The 18,648-nt window shown below is 44.9% G+C and carries 19 protein-coding genes; 15 read left to right on the top strand and 4 right to left on the bottom strand.

The genetic code is table 11. The features are described 5' to 3' along the window. Nucleotides 1-503: 503 nt before the first annotated feature. From gntK to ACRRNK_RS22605, 3 genes are all read right to left on the bottom strand, one after another. On the bottom strand, nt 504-2,048 hold the full coding sequence (gene gntK / locus ACRRNK_RS22615) for a gluconokinase (protein WP_433944830.1): 1,545 nt from the start codon (nt 2,046-2,048) through the stop codon (nt 504-506). Between the two features lie 30 nt (nt 2,049-2,078). Then, on the bottom strand, nt 2,079-3,440 hold the full coding sequence (locus tag ACRRNK_RS22610) for a GntP family permease (protein ID WP_433944829.1): 1,362 nt from the start codon (nt 3,438-3,440) through the stop codon (nt 2,079-2,081). A gap of 153 nt (nt 3,441-3,593) precedes the next feature. Then, nucleotides 3,594-4,271, bottom strand: a complete 678-nt coding sequence (locus ACRRNK_RS22605) for a GntR family transcriptional regulator (RefSeq protein WP_433946978.1) — start codon at nt 4,269-4,271, stop codon at nt 3,594-3,596. Nucleotides 4,272-4,753: 482 nt separating this feature from the next. On the opposite strand from ACRRNK_RS22605, the gene rpmH reads away from it, so the two are divergent. The 12 genes from rpmH (at nt 4,754) to ACRRNK_RS22545 (ending at nt 16,393) form a co-directional block, all read left to right on the top strand. Beyond that, nucleotides 4,754-4,888: a 50S ribosomal protein L34 gene (rpmH, locus tag ACRRNK_RS22600; RefSeq protein ID WP_068621644.1), complete on the top strand. Its 135-nt coding sequence runs from the start codon at nt 4,754-4,756 to the stop codon at nt 4,886-4,888. Nucleotides 4,889-5,071: 183 nt separating this feature from the next. Further along, on the top strand, nt 5,072-5,422 hold the full coding sequence (gene rnpA, locus ACRRNK_RS22595; RefSeq protein ID WP_433944828.1) for a ribonuclease P protein component: 351 nt from the start codon (nt 5,072-5,074) through the stop codon (nt 5,420-5,422). 72 nt (nt 5,423-5,494) lie between these two features. Next, a complete protein-coding gene (locus ACRRNK_RS22590; RefSeq protein ID WP_433944827.1) occupies nt 5,495-6,373 on the top strand; it encodes a YidC/Oxa1 family membrane protein insertase in 879 nt (292 codons plus the stop codon). Continuing rightward, nucleotides 6,370-7,092, top strand: coding sequence for an RNA-binding cell elongation regulator Jag/EloR (gene jag / locus ACRRNK_RS22585; protein ID WP_433944826.1), 723 nt, complete (start codon nt 6,370-6,372; stop codon nt 7,090-7,092). The genes ACRRNK_RS22590 and jag overlap by 4 nt, the downstream gene beginning before the upstream one ends. A gap of 69 nt (nt 7,093-7,161) precedes the next feature. Next, nucleotides 7,162-8,541, top strand: coding sequence for a tRNA uridine-5-carboxymethylaminomethyl(34) synthesis GTPase MnmE (mnmE, locus tag ACRRNK_RS22580; RefSeq protein ID WP_433944825.1), 1,380 nt, complete (start codon nt 7,162-7,164; stop codon nt 8,539-8,541). A gap of 413 nt (nt 8,542-8,954) precedes the next feature. Further along, nucleotides 8,955-10,841, top strand: a complete 1,887-nt coding sequence (gene mnmG, locus ACRRNK_RS22575) for a tRNA uridine-5-carboxymethylaminomethyl(34) synthesis enzyme MnmG (RefSeq protein ID WP_433944824.1) — start codon at nt 8,955-8,957, stop codon at nt 10,839-10,841. A gap of 3 nt (nt 10,842-10,844) precedes the next feature. Beyond that, the gene (rsmG, locus tag ACRRNK_RS22570) at nt 10,845-11,567 is read left to right on the top strand and encodes a 16S rRNA (guanine(527)-N(7))-methyltransferase RsmG (protein ID WP_433944823.1); all 723 of its coding nucleotides are present in this window, start codon (nt 10,845-10,847) and stop codon (nt 11,565-11,567) included. Nucleotides 11,568-12,037: 470 nt separating this feature from the next. After that, nucleotides 12,038-12,853, top strand: coding sequence for a nucleoid occlusion protein (gene noc, locus ACRRNK_RS22565; RefSeq protein ID WP_433944822.1), 816 nt, complete (start codon nt 12,038-12,040; stop codon nt 12,851-12,853). Between the two features lie 173 nt (nt 12,854-13,026). Continuing rightward, entirely contained in the window at nt 13,027-13,788 is a 762-nt protein-coding gene (locus tag ACRRNK_RS22560; RefSeq protein ID WP_433944821.1) for a ParA family protein, read from the top strand. After that, a complete protein-coding gene (locus ACRRNK_RS22555) occupies nt 13,781-14,626 on the top strand; it encodes a ParB/RepB/Spo0J family partition protein (protein WP_433944820.1) in 846 nt (281 codons plus the stop codon). Before ACRRNK_RS22560 ends, ACRRNK_RS22555 begins: the two co-directional genes overlap by 8 nt. A gap of 97 nt (nt 14,627-14,723) precedes the next feature. Beyond that, nucleotides 14,724-15,866, top strand: a complete 1,143-nt coding sequence (locus ACRRNK_RS22550) for an aminotransferase class V-fold PLP-dependent enzyme (RefSeq protein WP_433944819.1) — start codon at nt 14,724-14,726, stop codon at nt 15,864-15,866. A gap of 26 nt (nt 15,867-15,892) precedes the next feature. Then, the gene (locus ACRRNK_RS22545; RefSeq protein ID WP_433944818.1) at nt 15,893-16,393 is read left to right on the top strand and encodes a DUF4446 family protein; all 501 of its coding nucleotides are present in this window, start codon (nt 15,893-15,895) and stop codon (nt 16,391-16,393) included. Here ACRRNK_RS22545 and yyaC read toward each other — a convergent pair. Next, nucleotides 16,320-16,973, bottom strand: a complete 654-nt coding sequence (yyaC, locus tag ACRRNK_RS22540) for a spore protease YyaC (RefSeq protein ID WP_433944817.1) — start codon at nt 16,971-16,973, stop codon at nt 16,320-16,322. The two genes, ACRRNK_RS22545 and yyaC, sit on opposite strands and share 74 nt — an antisense overlap. Before the next feature lie 149 nt (nt 16,974-17,122). On the opposite strand from yyaC, the gene ACRRNK_RS22535 reads away from it, so the two are divergent. From ACRRNK_RS22535 to ACRRNK_RS22525, 3 genes are read left to right on the top strand one after another with little or no spacing between them, the layout of a single operon-like run. Continuing rightward, nucleotides 17,123-17,383, top strand: coding sequence for a DUF3343 domain-containing protein (locus ACRRNK_RS22535; protein ID WP_433946977.1), 261 nt, complete (start codon nt 17,123-17,125; stop codon nt 17,381-17,383). A gap of 53 nt (nt 17,384-17,436) precedes the next feature. Beyond that, on the top strand, nt 17,437-18,318 hold the full coding sequence (locus ACRRNK_RS22530) for a mechanosensitive ion channel family protein (RefSeq protein WP_433944816.1): 882 nt from the start codon (nt 17,437-17,439) through the stop codon (nt 18,316-18,318). Nucleotides 18,319-18,369: 51 nt separating this feature from the next. Then, complete coding sequence (locus tag ACRRNK_RS22525) at nt 18,370-18,594, top strand: DUF951 domain-containing protein (RefSeq protein ID WP_433944815.1); 225 nt, start codon at nt 18,370-18,372, stop codon at nt 18,592-18,594. Nucleotides 18,595-18,648 lie beyond the last annotated feature (54 nt).

Raw genomic sequence — 18,648 nt, 5'->3', positions numbered from 1 at the left:
AGACTGTCACTCCTTTAAAATCTTCCAATTGTGGTTAAAGCCATGCGTGGAATGTCGAAAAAAACTGAAATATGGGGGAGTTATCCCCATTAATCAGTGAAACGGGAGGATATACACAAAGTATAAAATCAAATTGTTCACAATTTTATCCACAGGCTGTTGATAAACATATAAGAAAAACTGAGATATTCACAAAGAAAACAATTCAATCATAGCAAAAGAAGTGTTATATTTCAACGTAAAGCAGGAATTTATCCACAAATTCAATAACTTGTGTATAAATATAATTCACACCACTACATATTGTTTATAAATTGTTTAAATTTCGACAGAGCTTGTAGAAAACCAAAAATAATTATTCACAGGTTGTGCTAAAAATAAACCGGCTGTCCCCAATTCCTCGGGTTCAGCCGGTTTATCTTTTTCTATATATAAGCCTCATTTTTTAACTAAAATTTTCTGAAAATCGTTCGATTTTCAGTTATACACAGCGAGGATTATAATCATTTGTCCAGGATTCTTCGCTGAATTTTGGATATGGCTGCATACTCTTCCTCCAGATTACGAGAGATACGTATATAGATCGGCAGGAGCTCTTGGTACATTTCCACATTCTCTTGGATCGGCGTGTGGCGATGAGTAGGGCCCACCATGGTTGAGACGATGGAGAGGGAGTCGACCTTACCCATAGCATAAAGTCCAAGCACTACAGCGCCGAGGCAGGAGCTTTCAAAGCTCTCTGGGACGATCACTTCCTGATCGAAGATATCCGCCATCATCTGGCGCCAAATTGGGGATCTGGCGAATCCGCCAGTAGCCTGAATGACGGATGGCTCCATTTGCTCCTTCATGGCCAGCAGGACGGTGTACATGTTGAAGATAACACCCTCTAGCACAGAACGAACCATATGCTCCTTCTTATGATGAAGGGTGAGCCCGAAGAAGGAACCACGGGCATCCGGGTTCCACAGGGGAGCTCTTTCCCCTGTTAAATAAGGGTGGAAGAGCAGGCCATCAGAGCCGGGACGCACTCTTTCGGCAATTTTAGTTAGGACATCATAAGGGTTGATTCCGAGCCTCTTGGCAGTTTCAACCTCGGAAGCAGCGAATTCGTCTCGAACCCAGCGGAAGATCATTCCTCCATTATTGACCGGGCCGCCAATCACCCAATGCTTGTCAGTCAGGGCATAGCAGAACGTTCTCCCCTTCGAGTCGGTAAGAGGCTTGTTCACAACCGTCCGGATTGCCCCGCTTGTGCCAATAGTTGCAGCAAGGACACCCGGTTCTATAGCATTCACACCTAAATTGGACAGTACCCCGTCACTGGCCCCGATGACAAAAGGGGTTGATGGTAGCAAACCCATCACCCCTGCATATATTGGATCCAGCTTGTCCAGCCTGTAAGTTGTTGGCACGAGCTGCGACAGACGGTCTTTCTTAATTCCTGCTATACGCAGTGCTTCTTCATCCCAATCGAGCTGCTGTAAGTTCAGCAGCCCGGTAGATGAAGCGATAGAATGGTCAACCACGTATTCATGGAATAGCTTGGCCGTTACGAATTCTTTAATTGAAATAAATTTACTTGTGCGGTTGAAAATTTCAGGATGATCCTCACGCAGCCAGATCAGCTTGGTGAGGGGGGACATCGGATGAACCGGTGTCCCTGTCCGCAAATAAATCTCATGACCTCCCATTTCGTGCTTGAGCTTGTCCGCCCAGGCTGCACTGCGGTTATCTGCCCAGGTAATGCAAGCTGTGAGCGGTGTGCCGTTCTCGTCGACAGCAATGACACTATGCATTGCGGAGCTGAAAGCCGCAAACATAATTTGTTCAGGCCTTACTCCGCTTTTTACCATAACCTGTCTTACGGATTCCAGCACGGCATTAAAGATCTGCTCAGGATCCTGTTCAGCCACAGAGGAATTAGGCGTGTGTAGAGGATATTCAATCGTTGCCGAGGTAATGACCTTGCCGTTCTCTTCAAAAAGAACCGCCTTCGTGCTGGTCGTACCCATATCGATACCTATCATATAGTTGATGAGATGCATGTGTGTACCTTCTTTCTGTATTGCTGCGCCTTACAAGAAGGCGCTGAGAATAAGGATGAGAACAAGTCCCATAACGGATAAGAGAGTCTCCATCACTGTCCATGACTTCAGCGTCTGAGGTACGGTCATATTGAAGAATTCTTTAACCATCCAGAAGCCCGCGTCATTCACATGGGACAAAATAATCGAGCCGGCACCGGTTGCAAGTACGACGAGTTCTACGTTCGCACCCGGAGTCATGGCCAGTACTGGAGCAACAATGCCCGCAGCTGTAGTCATAGCCACAGTAGCTGAGCCGGTTGCTACACGGATTAGGGCAGCTACAAGCCACGCGAACAGGATTACATTAATATGAGCACTGGTTGCCATTTCGGCAATCGCAGTTCCTACACCACTGTTAATCAAAACCTGCTTGAATGCGCCACCCGCACCAATAATTAAGATGATGGTTGCCGTTGGGGCCAAGCATTCGCTGGTGAATTTACTGATATCCTCCTTGGAGAATTTTCTTGCGAAACCTAGTGAGAAGAAGGAGAAGACCGCCGCGATGAGCAACGCGATAATCTCATGACCAATAAATTCACAGAAGCGGGTAAGACCGCTTGTAGCCTTCGGATCCATAATATTGGCTACAGATCCAATCAACATCAAGATTACTGGAAGAAGAATGGTGAACAGTGTAATTCCAAAGCCAGGAAGGCCCCGGTCACTCTTAAGCGCGAACTGTTCAGCTAATTTTGCCGGCGGCTCTACCTTAATACGTTTTCCAATATATTTACCGAATAGAGGACCAGCGAAAATGGCTACAGGCAAACCAACCAGTATAGAGTAAAGAATAGTTTTGCCAAGATCCGCTTGATAAGCCCCAATTGCTATCATTGGAGCCGGATGCGGAGGTACCAGACCATGGACTGTAGATAGACCAGCCAAAATTGGAATCCCGATTTGGAGAAGAGACATTTTGGTCTTCTTAGCCACCGTAAATACAATGGGAATCAGGAGAATAACGCCGACTTCGAAAAAGACGGGAATACCCACAATAAAACCGACGAACATCATAGCCCAGTGAACCCGTTTCTCACCGAATCTGTTCACCAAAGTTGTAGCAATTTGTTCTGCACCGCCAGATTCGGCCATCATTTTGCCGAGCATGGTACCAAGTCCAATGACGATCGCAATGGTACCCAGTGTTCCTCCAAGACCGCCGGTTAGAGATTTAATGACCTCTTCAGGCTTCATACCGGCAAGAAGTCCAAGCATTAATGCCGAGATTAGCAGCGTAACAAAGGGATTCCATTTATATTTGGAGATTAGGACAATTAGAAAAACGATGGCAATGAGGGTCCATATTAACAATGTAACGTTATGACTTAACCCAAAGATGCTATTCATGTAGTAGTGCTCCTTTATATTATGATTTAAAAGCGCTTACAATTATTACCCATTTGCTTTATAAGGTTAGCTATTCCGAAATTTCTTATTCTGTATACTTGTCGACAAGTTGAATGAAGAGAAGCTGATGCTTCTGCAATTGGGGCTGAACGGCTATTGACTAGGGAAGCTGTGATGAAGTGTAGTGCGGGAATCTGAAAAGTATTCACGAACTACCTCTTCAATACGGTCGGGCTTCTTGGATTCAAGTCCATCAACAAGGATCCGGTGTTTATTTACTACAAATTGAACCTTATCGTCCCCTTCAGAGAATACCTCTTCCGTAGTGATCAGCATTACGGTCATCACGATATGACGTATGCTCCTCCAAAGGTGAAGAATTCGAGTGTGATCGGCTTCCAGAATCATGGCTTCGTGAAACGATAAATCCTGAAACGAAAAATCGACAACATCTCGATGTTTGGCAGCCAGCTCCATTTTGTCAATCATTTGCCTCAATGAAGGAATAAGGCCCGTTAATTTCATTACCGGCAGGCGCTGCTGTACAAAGCTTTCTATTAGATAGCGCACATCATACAGTTCTTCCACATCCTTGAGGCTGAGCCCCAGCACCACAGCTCCCATTCGTTCTAACCGAATAAGTCCTTCGCCCGAGAGCGTTCTCATAGCTTCACGTACAGGTGATCTGCTCGTACCAAAGTCCGCCGCAATGCGGTTCTCGGACAGAACCTCACCGGGTTTTATTATACCCTTAATAATTTGCAATCTGAGTTCACAAGCGATCGATTCACCCAGGGAAGCCCCTTGGAGCCACGAAGAAGGATAATGTATCATCCATAACTCTCCTATCAAAATTCGAGTGTACGTCATTAAACGCATATCTCGATCTTAGCATAGTTCCGTAAGAGGGTTCTAGGATTCTTCCAGCAGATCGCCCTCAATCATCTCCTTTACGACAAGAGGTATACTTGTATACAACTTATATTAACCCAGCCATAGTCGTCTGAAAACCAGAAATGTAAGCGATATCAGAGGTATTTTTTACCTAAATGAATAAGAGGTATAAGAAACTCTGGTTAGCCTAAAAATAATTATGCACATGTGAATAAATCATTTTTCTATAATATGTGACTCTTTTTTGTGGATAAGTGATTTCGCGATGAAGTTATCCACGAAGAAGCCCATTTTTTTATTTGAAAAAGAAGGGTCTTTGGTTGACTTTAAGGGGGTTTCGTGGTTAAATGTAAAAAGGCTTTTTCTGCGGTGAATTTATAGTAAGAAGAAGACAGTAATCCTGTGAGGGGGTGCAATATATGAAACCGACTTTCAAACCGAATGTGAGCAAACGTAGTAAGGTTCACGGTTTCCGTAAGAGAATGAGCACAAAAAACGGCCGCAAGGTGTTGGCTGCTCGCCGTCTGAAGGGTAGAAAAGTACTTAGTGCGTAAATGATACGCGTGAAGACCACTGCGGTGGTCTTTTTTTCATAAGAGGGTGTAATTTGAGTTAGACTATTTCGGGTTTTCTTGAATCTGTTGCTGGTTTAGGGCTTTCAGAGTGGATCATAATACAAGAAAGTTAAAGGGTACATCTCTTCTATAAATTAGGTGTGCATTCCAAGGAGATTTGTCGTGCATAAGAAACTGCGTTTAAGAAACCGGGCTGATTTTGGACGGGTGTATCGTTATGGCAAGTCTTTTGCTAACCGCCAGTTGGTAGTCTATTGGTCTGTGAAGAATAATGTTGAACAGTTCCGGCTCGGCATTTCCGTGAGCAAGAAGATCGGCAATGCGGTTGTTCGCAACCGGATGAGACGCCTGATCAAGGAGATTGTAAGGCTGCACAAAAGCGAGATCCGGGATCATGTAGACATTATTTTTATTGTAAGAAAAGGTGCGGTAACTATGGAGTATAAGAAACTCGAGAAAAGCGTACTCCATGCACTTCGGAAGGCAGGTCTTGTAAGGGCTTCACGCTCCTGACAGCTTGTTTATTTGTCTGTTTAATTATGGTATGATTTAGGCTGATGGATTGGTTAAGAGAGGGGTTATGAAGTGTCGCGATTGAAGTCAACTAAAAGCAGGTGGCTGCTTATTGCACTGGCGGTCGGATTGCTTGTTCTGCTTGCCGGCTGTACACCAAGTGCAACGCCAACACACACTACAGAAGACATGGCTAATAGTAGTTCTTTCTGGCAAAGAAATGTAGTTTACTATTTCTCACTTGCTCTTGATACGTTCGCCAAGTGGTTCGGCGGAGAGTACGGGCTGGCGATCCTGGTCATGGTGATTATTGTACGGACAATTATTTTGCCGCTTACCCTTAAACAAGTTAAAAGTTCGAAGGCTATGCAGGCAATCCAGCCGCAGCTTGCGAAGATCAAGGAGCAGTACAAGGATAACCCGCAGCTTCAGCAGCAGGAGACAATGAAGTTATTCCAGGAGAATAAGGTTAATCCAATGGCGGGCTGCTTGCCGCTGATTATTCAGATGCCTGTATTCATTGCGCTGTATAACTCTATTATTTACAACTCGGCAATCCGGGAGCATCCGTTCCTGTGGCTTCAGCTTGGCCAACCGGACCATTTGTTTATCCTGCCGGCACTAGCCGCAATAAGTACATTCGTTCAGACTAAGATGATGTCCAATATGAATCCGAGCGGAATGCAGGGACCTATGCAGTTCATGATGTTCATCTATCCTGTATTGATCTTTATCATGGCTTACAATTTCCCTTCCGCACTTCCTTTATATTGGTTCTTCAGTAATATCTACACGATTGTTCAGAACTACTTCCTCTATAAGAAACCAGCAGGTGAAGTAGCAGTTGTTGATGCTGCACCTGTTAGCGGTAAATCCAAGAGAGGTGGATCTAATCTGAAGGCCGGTACACCGGCAAGAGGCACCAACAAGGAGGCCAACAAGAAGAAATGAACAAAGTTGTGACGTCGGGAAAAACCATTGAAGATGCTGTTAGACAAGGATTGGCTAAGCTCGGCACCACCGAGAATCAAGTTGCCGTGAAAGTGTTGGAGCAGCCATCAAGAGGATTCCTGGGTCTGTTCGGAGTTAAGGAAGCAAAAGTAGAGATTACTTTGCTTACCGATACGATGACAGAACCGCCAAAGGTCGAAACAACTCATGTAGAGATTATAGAGCAGCCAGCTTTAAGCAGCGAAGAATTTCAGCATGCAGGCAAAGATCCTTTTCAAGAGGCGGCGTCATTTATCTCGGATGTAGGTGCAAGCATGGGCCTGCAGGTTGAGGTAGAGATTGTGCACCGCAAGGACAGCACGATTCTTAACATTTCTGGTTCTGATCTTGGGCTGCTAATAGGAAGACGGGGTCAGACCCTTGATGCTCTTCAATACTTAGCGAATATCGTAGCGAACCGCTACTCGAATAGCTTCATTCGGTTGATTCTGGACGCAGAGAATTTCCGGGAACGCCGGAAGAAGACACTGGAGGAACTGGCTCTGAGACTTGCCGGTAAAGTGGTTCGTTCACAGAAGGAAGTCTCCCTGGAGCCTATGTCTCCCCAGGAGCGTAAGGTGATTCATGCGAAGCTGCAGAATCATCCAGAAGTGAAGACCTACAGCAAGGGCGAGGAGCCCAATCGCAGAGTGGTTATTACAGTAAGACAAAGTAAATGAATGTAATGGGAGTGACGTTTGCCTTGGGCAATCGTCATTTCTTTTTATTTATATAGAAGAGGTGAGAAGATGGTTACAGATACAATAGCTGCGATCTCAACAGCTGTAGGGGAAGGCGGAATTGCCGTTATTCGGGTGAGTGGGCCGGAGGCGGTAGCTGAGGTTGGACGGCTCCTTCGTTCGAAGACCCCTTTGGTGGATGCGGATAGCCATACCGTCCATTATGGGTTCATTATAGATCCGGTCACGGGAGACAAGCTCGAAGAGGTACTCGTCACCGTGATGAGAGCACCGCGCTCGTTCACTACAGAGGATGTGGTGGAGATTAGCACCCACGGCGGAGTGATTTCGGTGAAAAGGGTGATGGATCTGCTGCTGAAGCAGCCCCTAATCCGGCTTGCCGAACCCGGGGAGTTCACCAAGCGGGCATTCCTGAATGGGCGGATTGACTTATCACAGGCCGAAGCGGTTATAGATTTGATTCGCTCTAAGTCTGACCGGGCATTCTCGGTTGCCTTGAAGCAGGTGGAAGGTGATCTGTCCCGCAGAATTCATCAGATCCGCCAGACCCTGCTGGAGACTCTTGCGCATATCGAGGTGAATATTGACTATCCAGAGCATGATGTAGAGTCGCTGACTTCAGAATTTATCAAAGAGAAATGCACTCAGGCTCTGACGGGAATCGACCTATTATTGAAGCGGGCGAATGAGGGGAAGATTCTCCGTGAGGGGATTACGACAGCTATAATCGGCCGGCCGAATGTAGGCAAGTCTTCCTTGATGAATGCATTAGTAAGAGAGAATAAAGCGATTGTTACGGACATTCCGGGAACTACCCGTGATGTGATTGAAGAATTCGTAACCATTAACAATATTCCACTCAAGCTGCTGGACACGGCGGGGATCCGGGAGACGATCGATGTGGTGGAGCAAATTGGGGTAGAGCGCTCCAAGGCTGCGGTTAATGAAGCGGATCTGATTCTATTCGTGCTAAACGGGGCGGAGCCGCTGCATGAGGATGAGATTAAGTTGATGCAGCAAATTCAGCATCGGCAAGTTATTGTACTGATCAACAAGAGTGATCTTCCGCAGCAGATTGATTTAGAGGTGGTTGGGCATTATTTTCCAGAGGAGAACCGGGTTAAGCTGTCCGTAAGAACTTCAGAAGGATTGGAAAGTCTTGAAGAAGCAATTACTCATCTCTTCCTGGGAGGGCAGCTGGAATCAGGGGATCTGACTTATGTCAGCAACGTAAGGCATATTGCACTGCTTAACAAGGCGGCAGCCTCCTTGAAGGATGCTTATGAAGCCGCAGATTCAGGGGTTCCCATTGATATTTATCAAATTGATGTACGGCTGGCCTGGGAGCAGCTTGGAGAGGTTATAGGGGACTCGGCTCCAGATTCACTGCTGGATCAAATATTCTCTCAATTCTGTTTAGGGAAATAATTTAGATGAACGGTTTATTAGCCTGGATCGTGGTATGATGGTGGATGTAGTTATTTTAGTGACATTGGCGCTATATAAGACGCAGTTAAAGATTGACTTGAGGGTAAGGCGTAATGGAGGGGAAGCTTGGAACTGTAGGAGCGAAAGCGATCGCCTACAAGCTTTCTGAAAGAAAGCTACATCGGAAGCATAAGCTTTGTCTCCGGATTTCATCCGCTCTGCGGTATAAATCAAGAAATCTGGAGGCGGGCAGCGGCCGAAAGTCCAAGCATTCCCCGTAGTTACGACTGTACCCACAAATGTGAACATTTTAACTGCGGCTTATATAATTCAGTAAATAAACGGTTCTGATTGCGGTTATGATGAGATTCATAAGGCTGTGGAACGCTCGATATATAAGGAGGTAAGAAATAATGGGATACCCGGCGGGAGATTATGATGTTATCGTCGTGGGTGCGGGCCATGCAGGCGTAGAGGCTGCTTTGGCAGCAGCTCGGATGGGATGCAGTACCCTAATGGTTACTATCAACCTGGATATGGTCGCATTTATGCCATGTAACCCATCTATCGGTGGTCCTGCAAAGGGCCACGTAGTTAGGGAGATTGATGCGCTAGGCGGGGAAATGGGCCGCAATATTGATAAGACCTTCATCCAAATGCGGATGCTGAATACAGGGAAGGGACCTGCCGTTCATGCCCTGCGTGCTCAGGCGGACAAGTTCATGTATCAGCATGCGATGAAAGAAACCATGGAGAAGGAAGAGAATCTAACGCTTCGCCAAGGGATGGTCGAAGAGTTAATCATTGAAGATGGAAAGTGTGTAGGAGTTATCACCAAGACAGGGGCGGAGTACCGCGGGAAAGCAGTGGTGTTAACTACGGGTACGTATCTGCGCGGTAAAATCATTATGGGCGAGCTGATGTACGAAAGCGGGCCAAATAATCAGCAGCCTTCAGTAAGATTGGCCGCTCATCTCAAAGAGCTTGGCTTAGATCTCGTAAGATTCAAGACGGGAACACCACCGCGTGTTCACAAAGATACCATCGACTTCTCCCAGACAGAGATTCAACCTGGTGATGAGAAGCCGAAGTTCTTTTCCTATGAAACTAAAGGCTCTGATAATGAGCAGTTGCCTTGCTGGCTTACGTATACTTCGATTGAAACCCATGAGATTATCAATGCAAATCTTCATCGTGCCCCAATGTTCTCAGGTGTAATTGAAGGAACAGGTCCAAGATACTGTCCTTCCATTGAGGATAAGATTGTGCGGTTTAGCGATAAGCCTAAACATCAGATTTTCCTAGAGCCGGAAGGCAAGAACACCTCTGAGTATTATGTTCAAGGATTATCCACCAGTATGCCTGAGGATGTTCAGCTGCAGATTCTACGCTCGATTCCAGGGCTGCAAAATGTGGAAATGATGCGTACAGGATACGCCATTGAGTATGACGCGATGGTGCCGACGCAGCTATGGCCTTCACTTGAGACTAAGCTTGTACCCGGCCTTTTTACGGCGGGTCAATTGAACGGAACTTCAGGATATGAAGAAGCTGCGGGACAAGGGATTATCGCTGGCATTAATGCAGCTCGCAAGGTGCAGGGGAAAGAACCTGTAGTGCTTGATCGATCCCAGGGTTACATTGGCGTTCTTATTGATGACCTGGTTACAAAGGGAACGAATGAGCCATACCGTCTACTGACTTCAAGAGCTGAATATCGGCTTCTTCTTCGTCATGACAATGCTGATCTCCGTCTCACACCTATTGGATATGAGATTGGTCTGATTAAGCAGGATAGATATGAACAATTTCTTAACAAGAAGCAGAATGTGGAGCTTGAAATTGAGCGTCTTAAGACAACTAAGGTGCGTCCAGTTGAGGTTAATCCAATTCTGGAATCCATTGGTTCGGCTCCGATTCAGGATGGAAGCAACCTGCTAAACATTCTTCGTCGTCCTGAAGTCAGCTATGCTCATATCGAGCCATTATCTCCTTCAACACTTGAACTGGATGATGAAATGAAGGAGCAGGTAGAGATTCAAATCAAATATGCGGGTTACATTGAGAAGCAGCTGCTCCATGTGGAACGACTCCAGAAAATGGAGAAGAAGAAAATTCCTGAGAATATCAGGTATGATGATATTCATGGTATAGCGATGGAGGCAAGACAGAAGCTGGACCGAATCCGTCCGATCTCGATTGGCCAGGCTTCGCGTATATCCGGGGTAACCCCTGCTGATATTTCAATCCTTCTGGTATATCTTGAACATTATAATCGTGTAACTGCTGCAGGAGGATAAGTTATGGATTCAGTTCAGTCCGATTTTATCAGCTTGATTCAGACCAAGGGAATTGAGCTAAGTGATAAACAGCTTGAACAACTTGATATATACTTCCAGGAACTCGTATCCTGGAATGAGAAAATGAATTTAACCGGAATTACGGAGAGGGATCAGGTGTATGTGAAGCATTTTTATGACTCATTAACACTTGCTTTCTATAAAGGAATGGATACGGTTGACCGTATGATTGACGTAGGGTCAGGAGCGGGGTTTCCAGGAATTCCACTCAAAATCGCATTCCCTCATCTTAAGCTTACGATCGTGGATTCACTGAACAAGCGTATTTCATTCCTTCAGCATGTCGTGAACACGATTGATCTAAAGGATGTGCAGCTTATCCATGGCAGGGCAGAGGATATTGCCAGACTACCTGAACATCGTGATTCGTACGACCTCGCTACGGCGAGAGCAGTCGCACGTTTAGCTGTACTAAATGAGTTCTGTCTTCCATTTGTGAAGCCAGGTGGTGTGTTTGCCGCCATGAAGGGCAATGATCCAAATGAGGAGATTAAGGAAGCTGCATACAGTATGAAGGAATTAAAGGGTTCTTTAGTAGAGAGTCATAACTTTAACCTTCCTGTGGAGAATTCTGAGCGGCATATTATTGTAATCAAAAAGATTGCTGCAACACCTAAGAAATATCCGCGAAAAGCGGGAACACCTTTAAAGACACCTCTAATATAGAGGTGTTATTTTTTTTGGTATTTTTTGTGTTCCACGTGAAACAATTCATCTTGGGGCTTGAATTTTCTACTTAAATTTTCCATTTGTGGTCTGTCTTAATGTTACCTAGAATGAAATTACTGGGCTAAGGAGATTGATTGTGATTTCAACTTTAGATTGTATTAAAGACTACGAGGTTGATAATATGGCACAATAAACTACCTGCCCAATCGTTTACTTCTTTAGTTCATTCCATCTGGAATGATTGAATATAAACTGGTAAGATAGAGAATAGGATTATAGAGGAAAAAGTGATAGAATAGATTATATTATATCCAAAGCATACGAATCTCCTTCTAAAACCGGATATTTATTCCTTATAAGTCGGGGGATTCTAGGCCCTTATCGGATGCCATTAGCTCATTCCTTTGTGAATGAAGACCATAAGGCAATGCCTTATGCTACTATGAAATTAGGTGGTAATCTACGGAATGAAAGAACAATTTTCTAAATTGTTTGGGTTGACCGAACGAAACAGCGGGGAAGAAGTAAAGCAACTTCCGGTAGATAACATTGTCGGCGGCCCCTATCAGCCTCGGACAGTTTTTGACGATGAAAGAATTGATGAGTTATGTCAAACGATTAAGACTCATGGTGTTATTCAGCCAATCGTGGTCCGTTACCGGAATGAGAAATATGAGATTATTGCAGGGGAACGTCGTTGGCGTGCGGTTAAGAAGCTTGGATTTGAGACGATTCCTGCCATTGTTCGGGACTTTAATGATTCCCAAGCCGCATCCATTGCCCTAATTGAGAATCTTCAGCGTGAGAATCTGACCTCCATTGAAGAAGCTATTGCTTATCAGAATCTAATTGATCTTCACCAGCTGACTCAAGAGAGTCTGGCACAGAGATTAGGGAAGAGTCAGTCTACGATCGCTAATAAAATTCGCCTTCTGCAATTACCTGAAGTCGTGAAGAATGCTTTAATGGAACGGAAAATCACAGAACGTCATGCCAGGGCTCTTCTCTCATTAGATACAGAAGAACTTCAGCTGAAGGTTCTGGAAGAAATTATTGCCAAAGATTTGAATGTAAAACAAACAGAAGCAAGAATTGCTTTTTATAAAGAAGTAGCCAAAAATAAGAGAACGAAGCGTATTTCTTTCACCAAAGATGTTCGTCTTGCTTTAAATACGATTCGGCAATCGATCGACATGGTATCAGGCTCAGGGCTGCAGATCAAGACGGCCGAAACTGATCATGAGGATCATTATGAAATCGTCATTAAGATACCTAAACGTTAATGGGCAAGTTTGCGCTAAGAAGGCGGCAGCAGTAGCCGCTTTTTCTGTCTTTTTGTAGCTGCCTCTTTGAGTTGACCCACACATGGTACAGAGTGAAAGGGTCTAATTAACCCAACCCATTCATCTGTATGGATCTACAAGAAGATTCTTAAATAATATTGAGGTGAAACAGGTTGTCTAAAATCATTGCCATTGCCAACCAAAAGGGCGGTGTAGGAAAAACTACAACATCGGTCAATTTGGGAGCCGGGCTGGCTACGCTGGGGAAGAAAGTTTTACTTGTAGATATCGATCCACAGGGGAATACGACCAGCGGTATTGGTATAAATAAAGCTGATGTTGCTAACTGCATTTATGATGTTCTGATCAATGAGGTTCATCCCAAAGAAGCAATCACGCCTACACAAATTGAAGGCCTCGACATGATTCCTGCTACGATTCAGTTGGCTGGGGCTGAGATTGAACTTGTGCCTACGATTTCGCGTGAGGTGCGGCTCAAGAAATCTCTGCAGCAAGTGAAGAGCCTGTATGATTATATTATTATCGATTGCCCTCCTTCTTTAGGCATCCTGACGATCAACTCATTAACTGCCGCCGATTCTGTCCTGATTCCAATTCAATGTGAATATTATGCCCTTGAGGGACTTAGTCAGTTGTTAAATACGGTGCGCCTTGTTCAGAAGCATCTAAATACTTCTCTGCAAATTGAAGGTGTTCTGCTTACCATGTTCGATGCCAGAACCAATCTGGGGATTCAAGTTATTGAAGAAGTGAAGAAGTACTTCCAGCAAAAGGTCTACAAAACCGTGATTCCACGCAATGTTAGACTGAGCGAAGCGCCTTCTCACGGACAGTCAATTATTACGTACGACCCTCGCTCTAAAGGGGCAGAGGTGTATTTAGAATTGGCAAAGGAAGTGATTTCTTATGAGTAAGCGCTTGGGGAAAGGACTTGATGCGCTGATTCCATCGCTTTCTGTTAGTGATGATGACAAGGTGGTAGAAATCCCACTTAATCAGCTTCGGGCAAATCCCTACCAGCCTCGTAAGACTTTTGATGAAGAAGCCATCAAGGATCTGGCAGAATCAATTCGTCAGCATGGCGTAATTCAGCCGATAATTGTCAGAAGTGTACTTAAAGGTTATGAAATCATTGCAGGGGAGCGTAGATTTAGAGCTTCTCAGTATTGTGGGAATACTACTATACCTGCCGTAGTACGCAGCTTCACGGATCAGCAGGTTATGGAAATTGCCCTAATAGAAAACCTTCAACGTGAGAATTTAAATGCGATGGAGATTGCTGTGGCTTATCAAGGATTAATGGATCAGTTTGAATTAACCCAGGAAGAATTATCCTTAAAAGTAGGTAAATCCCGCTCTCACATTGCCAACTTTCTTCGATTGCTGGCCCTTCCTGATGAGGTGAAGGAGTATGTTTCACGTGGAACATTATCAATGGGACATGCGAGAGCCATTGTTGGATTGAAAGATTCAGCAATTATCAAACAGCTTGCTAAACAATGTATCGAAAATGAGTGGAGTGTTAGAGAGCTGGAAGATGCAGTGCAGCAGCTTGATCGCAAAAAACTTGACACTTCTAAAGTGAAGATTGCTGCTAAGAAGAGAGATCCTTATATTGAAGAAGTTGAGGAAACTCTACGCGAAAGATTCAAGACCACAGTAAAAATCAAGCCGGCTAAAGATAAAGGCAAGATCGAAATTAACTATTTTAGCCAACAGGATTTGCAAAGATTACTTGACATGCTCCAATGATGAAATGACATATTTCCCCTTGTATATAATGGGGGAGGTATGTCTTTCTTGATCTTAGATTGACAGTGAAGGTGACCCGGAGGGAAGGGGGGAAGTAGTGATTTATTTAGATCATGCAGCGACTTCATGGCCTAAGCCAGCAGGAGTTATTAAGGCAGTGGGAGAAGCGCTTTCAGGAAGTGCGGCGAATCCGGGCAGGGGAAACCATGCCATGGCTATTCAAGCCGGTAGATTCCTCATGAGGACAAGAAGCCGATTGGCCACCCTGCTCGGCGTAGAGAACCCTGTAGATATTGCTTTTACTTCTAATACAACAAGCGCGCTTAACCTTGCTATTAAGGGGTTCCTTAGGCCAGGAGACCATGTAATTGCAACGATGGTGGAGCATAATTCCGTGAGGCGCCCATTAGAGTTTCTAAAGCGTACTCAGGGGGTTAAGGTTGAGTATATAAGTGTAAGTCCTGAGGGAGAAATTGATCTGTCAGGTATGAGAAGTTCGTTTAGGGAAAATACTCGATTAGTGGTTTGTAGCCACAGTTCTAACTTACTTGGAAGCATAGCCCCAATTGAGGAAATTGCCAAAATGGCTCATCAGCATGGTGCTAAACTGCTTGTTGATGCTGCACAGACAGCAGGAGCATATCCGATCCATGTCAGGGATATGAATATAGACATGCTTGCTTTTCCAGGTCACAAAGCGTTACTGGGACCTCAAGGGACGGGAGGGCTGTACATTAGCCCTGATATAGATTTGGTTCCACATTTGCATGGAGGGACTGGAAGCCAATCCGAAGAGCTAGAGCAGCCTTCAGTTCGTCCAGATCGTTATGAAGCAGGTACCCCAAATACAGCAGGTATTGCCGGCTTAGGTGAAGGGGTAAGAGAAGTGCTTGCTGAGGGAGTAGAGCAAATCTATACCCGGGAATGGCAATTGACGCAGGAGCTTATGCGGGGGTTAGAGGGAATTCCTGGAATAAGCTTACTCGGTCCAGCACTGGGACAACCTAGGACTGGAATTGTAACTTTTAATGTACTTCATCAAGATGCCGCAGAAGTGGCATTTCGATTGGATCGGGAATATCAAATCGCAGTGAGGGCTGGTTACCACTGCACTCCATTAGGTCATGAGACAGCGGGTACAACTTTGACGGGAGCAGTAAGAGCAAGTGTAGGCTACTCTACCACTGCCCATGAAGTGAACGTACTTATAGAGGCAATGCAGCAGTTATATAAGGCATAGATCATTATAGAGGGGTAGAGCCAGGGATGTTGGAATTAAATAATCTTGTCAGCGAACAATTGGGACTAATCATCGTGGGAACCGCTTTGTTATTTATTTTAATTCTCATCTGGAATATCGTTCAGGGAAGCAAGCTGAAGAAGATGCGCCGTAAATATGAGATTATGATGGCAGGTGCAGGAGTGGAAAATCTGGAGACACTCCTCATTGATCTCAAGGTTCAATTGGATTCCATTGAGGATGAGCAAGGGGATCAGCAGCGGCAACTGCAATCCATCCAGAAGCTCTTGCCTAAGCAAAAAGCAAAAATAGGCATTAAGCGATATAATGCCTTTAATGAACGCGGAAATGAGCTAAGCTTCTCTATAGCGTTTATAGATAGCCAGCAAGACGGAATCGTTCTGACCGGAATTTATAATCGGGATGGCTCTTATGTATATGCGAAGCCAGTGGTTAAAGGAGAGTCGCCTTATTCACTCTCTCCTGAGGAAAAGGACGCCATTCATCTTGCCGAGCAAGAGGTCTAAAACTGCGGTCCCATTCTTTAATAGCACCAAACAGGCTGGTCGCAATAATGTCAGACAGACGCATAACAAGACTAAGCCGCGTGTTCTGCAATACAAAATATTCCATAAAGCCGCCGACATTGACGATGCCCGTAAGATGGATATCGCCGACCGGCGGCAGTTCTTTATTTACCCCCGCGCCTGGACGAAGAGGACCGTGAACGACTTGAATACAGCCGACGCTGGATGATTGACCAAGGCAGGCATCTATGCCAATCACAAACGGATTATCATGAACTCGCTGAATGTGAAGAAGTGTATCTTGAAGATTCATAGCGTGCACAGGTTCCTCTAAAGTGCCATAGAGATGGAACTTGTTGCTCTGCAGTTTGGACAGGGCAGTCCCCACCAACGGGCCAAGGCAATCCCCTGTGGACCTGTCTGTACCAATACAGACAATAACGATCTCCTGCCCAGCCTTTAGCTTAGTGAAATGGAGAAGAAGCCGATGAATAATAGCTGAATGTATACCGGGCTCAGTATGAACAATTTTTAAGTAGGGAATCTCCTGAGCGGCAGAAGTTGGATCAGTGTGAGACATAGAATCTTCCTTTCCATTCAATATAGGAGAGAGGCTTAGCGGTTACAGATTCTTTAGTTCAATTAATATAGTAGTTAGTATATGAATATTAGGAAGATTTTATACTTGGGTGATACCTGCAATCTGCTTGAGAAGGAGACACATGAATGATGGATAATTGGCTTGTGATGGCCTTTGATTCTACCCAGCAGGCGCTGCGTGCTGAGATGCTGCTCGAGTACGCAGAGATTGAAATGGATTTGTTCCCGACGCCGAAGGAGATTACAGCAGGATGTGCGCTTTCTATTCAATTTGAACCTGAGAGCTTGACTGTGGTGAAGGATATTGTAAAGTCGGAGAGAGTAGAGATCAGAGGGATTTATTCGAAAGAAATACAGGGTTATGTTACGATAGATCTAGATGCAGAGTAATTTCACTTTAATTAAGTCCTGGCTTGTTGTATGGAAAGAGGAGGGAATGCCACATGTTCTTCGCTGCAGACTCAACATACGGAGCGGCAAATCAAGCGGTGCAAGCAGCGTTAACTTGGAAAGCTAAGATTTGGGACTGGTTCACAAATATAGACATGTGGGAGAATGTTTTATTTTCCTGCATAAGAATTGTAGTTATAATGGTCCTCACCCGGTTATTTATCAAAATCATATTTAAATTCATTGACCATTCCTTGCAGCGCCATGAGGAAAGTCGGATTAATGTGAATCCACGCCGATTCGCAACTGTAGGTGAGCTGCTCAAGAATGTCATATCTATAGCGAGCAACTTTGTTATGGTTATGCTTCTTCTGGGAGAGTTCGGAGTTAACTTGGCTCCTCTGCTAGCGGGAGCAGGCGTATTTGGATTAGCTGTTGGATTTGGCGCTCAAAGTCTTGTCAAGGATGTGATCACCGGATTCTTCATTATTCTTGAGGATCAATTCGCCGTAGGCGATGTGATCCAGACAGGAACCTTGAAAGGGACTGTGGAGATCATAGGGCTGCGAACGACGAGATTGGTGAGTTGGACAGGCGAGGTACATATTATTCCAAATGGCATGATTACCAATGTGACCAATTACTCGCTTAATAATGCGCTTGCAGTTGTCGATATCCCGATAAGCAACAAAAGGAAGCTGGATGATTCCCTTGATATTCTGAGGAAGTCGATGAATGAACTGAAAGAGAACACCGAGGCTTTGGCGAACGTACCTAATGTATTAGGGGTACAATCTATTACCACTAGTGAATATGTAGTCAGAATCGTTGGTGAATGTCTGCCAGGCAAACGTTCAGAGGTAGAACGGGAGATCCAGACCTATGCAAAGGAGGCCCTGGATGAAGCCGAGGGTGAGCTTGCTGCAGAGGCATAAAGGGCACACCAGTAATCTAGGCTTAGACATTGAGCGAAGGAGTTGTATGTATTGGAACGTAAAATATTTCAGCTTGGTGATATCGTTCAAATGAAAAAAAATCACCCTTGTGGCAGCAATGAAATGGAGATTATCCGAATGGGCATGGATATACGGATTAAGTGTGTGGGCTGCAAGCATAGTGTGTTAATTCCAAGGGCCAAGTTCGAAAAGAATATGAAGAAGGTACTAAGATCAGCAGAAGGGGACCAAGGCAGCGAGACGACATCAATATAGCCCGCCTGTGAGCGGAAAGGTAAGCCAAGGAAGGTCAGGCTATATTGCAAACTG

It is taken from the genome of Paenibacillus sp. SN-8-1 (assembly GCF_050995535.1).
Classification (GTDB): domain Bacteria; phylum Bacillota; class Bacilli; order Paenibacillales; family Paenibacillaceae; genus Fontibacillus.
The sequence above is the reverse complement of the archived record's forward strand: the minus strand, read 5'-3'. Positions and strand labels throughout refer to the sequence as shown.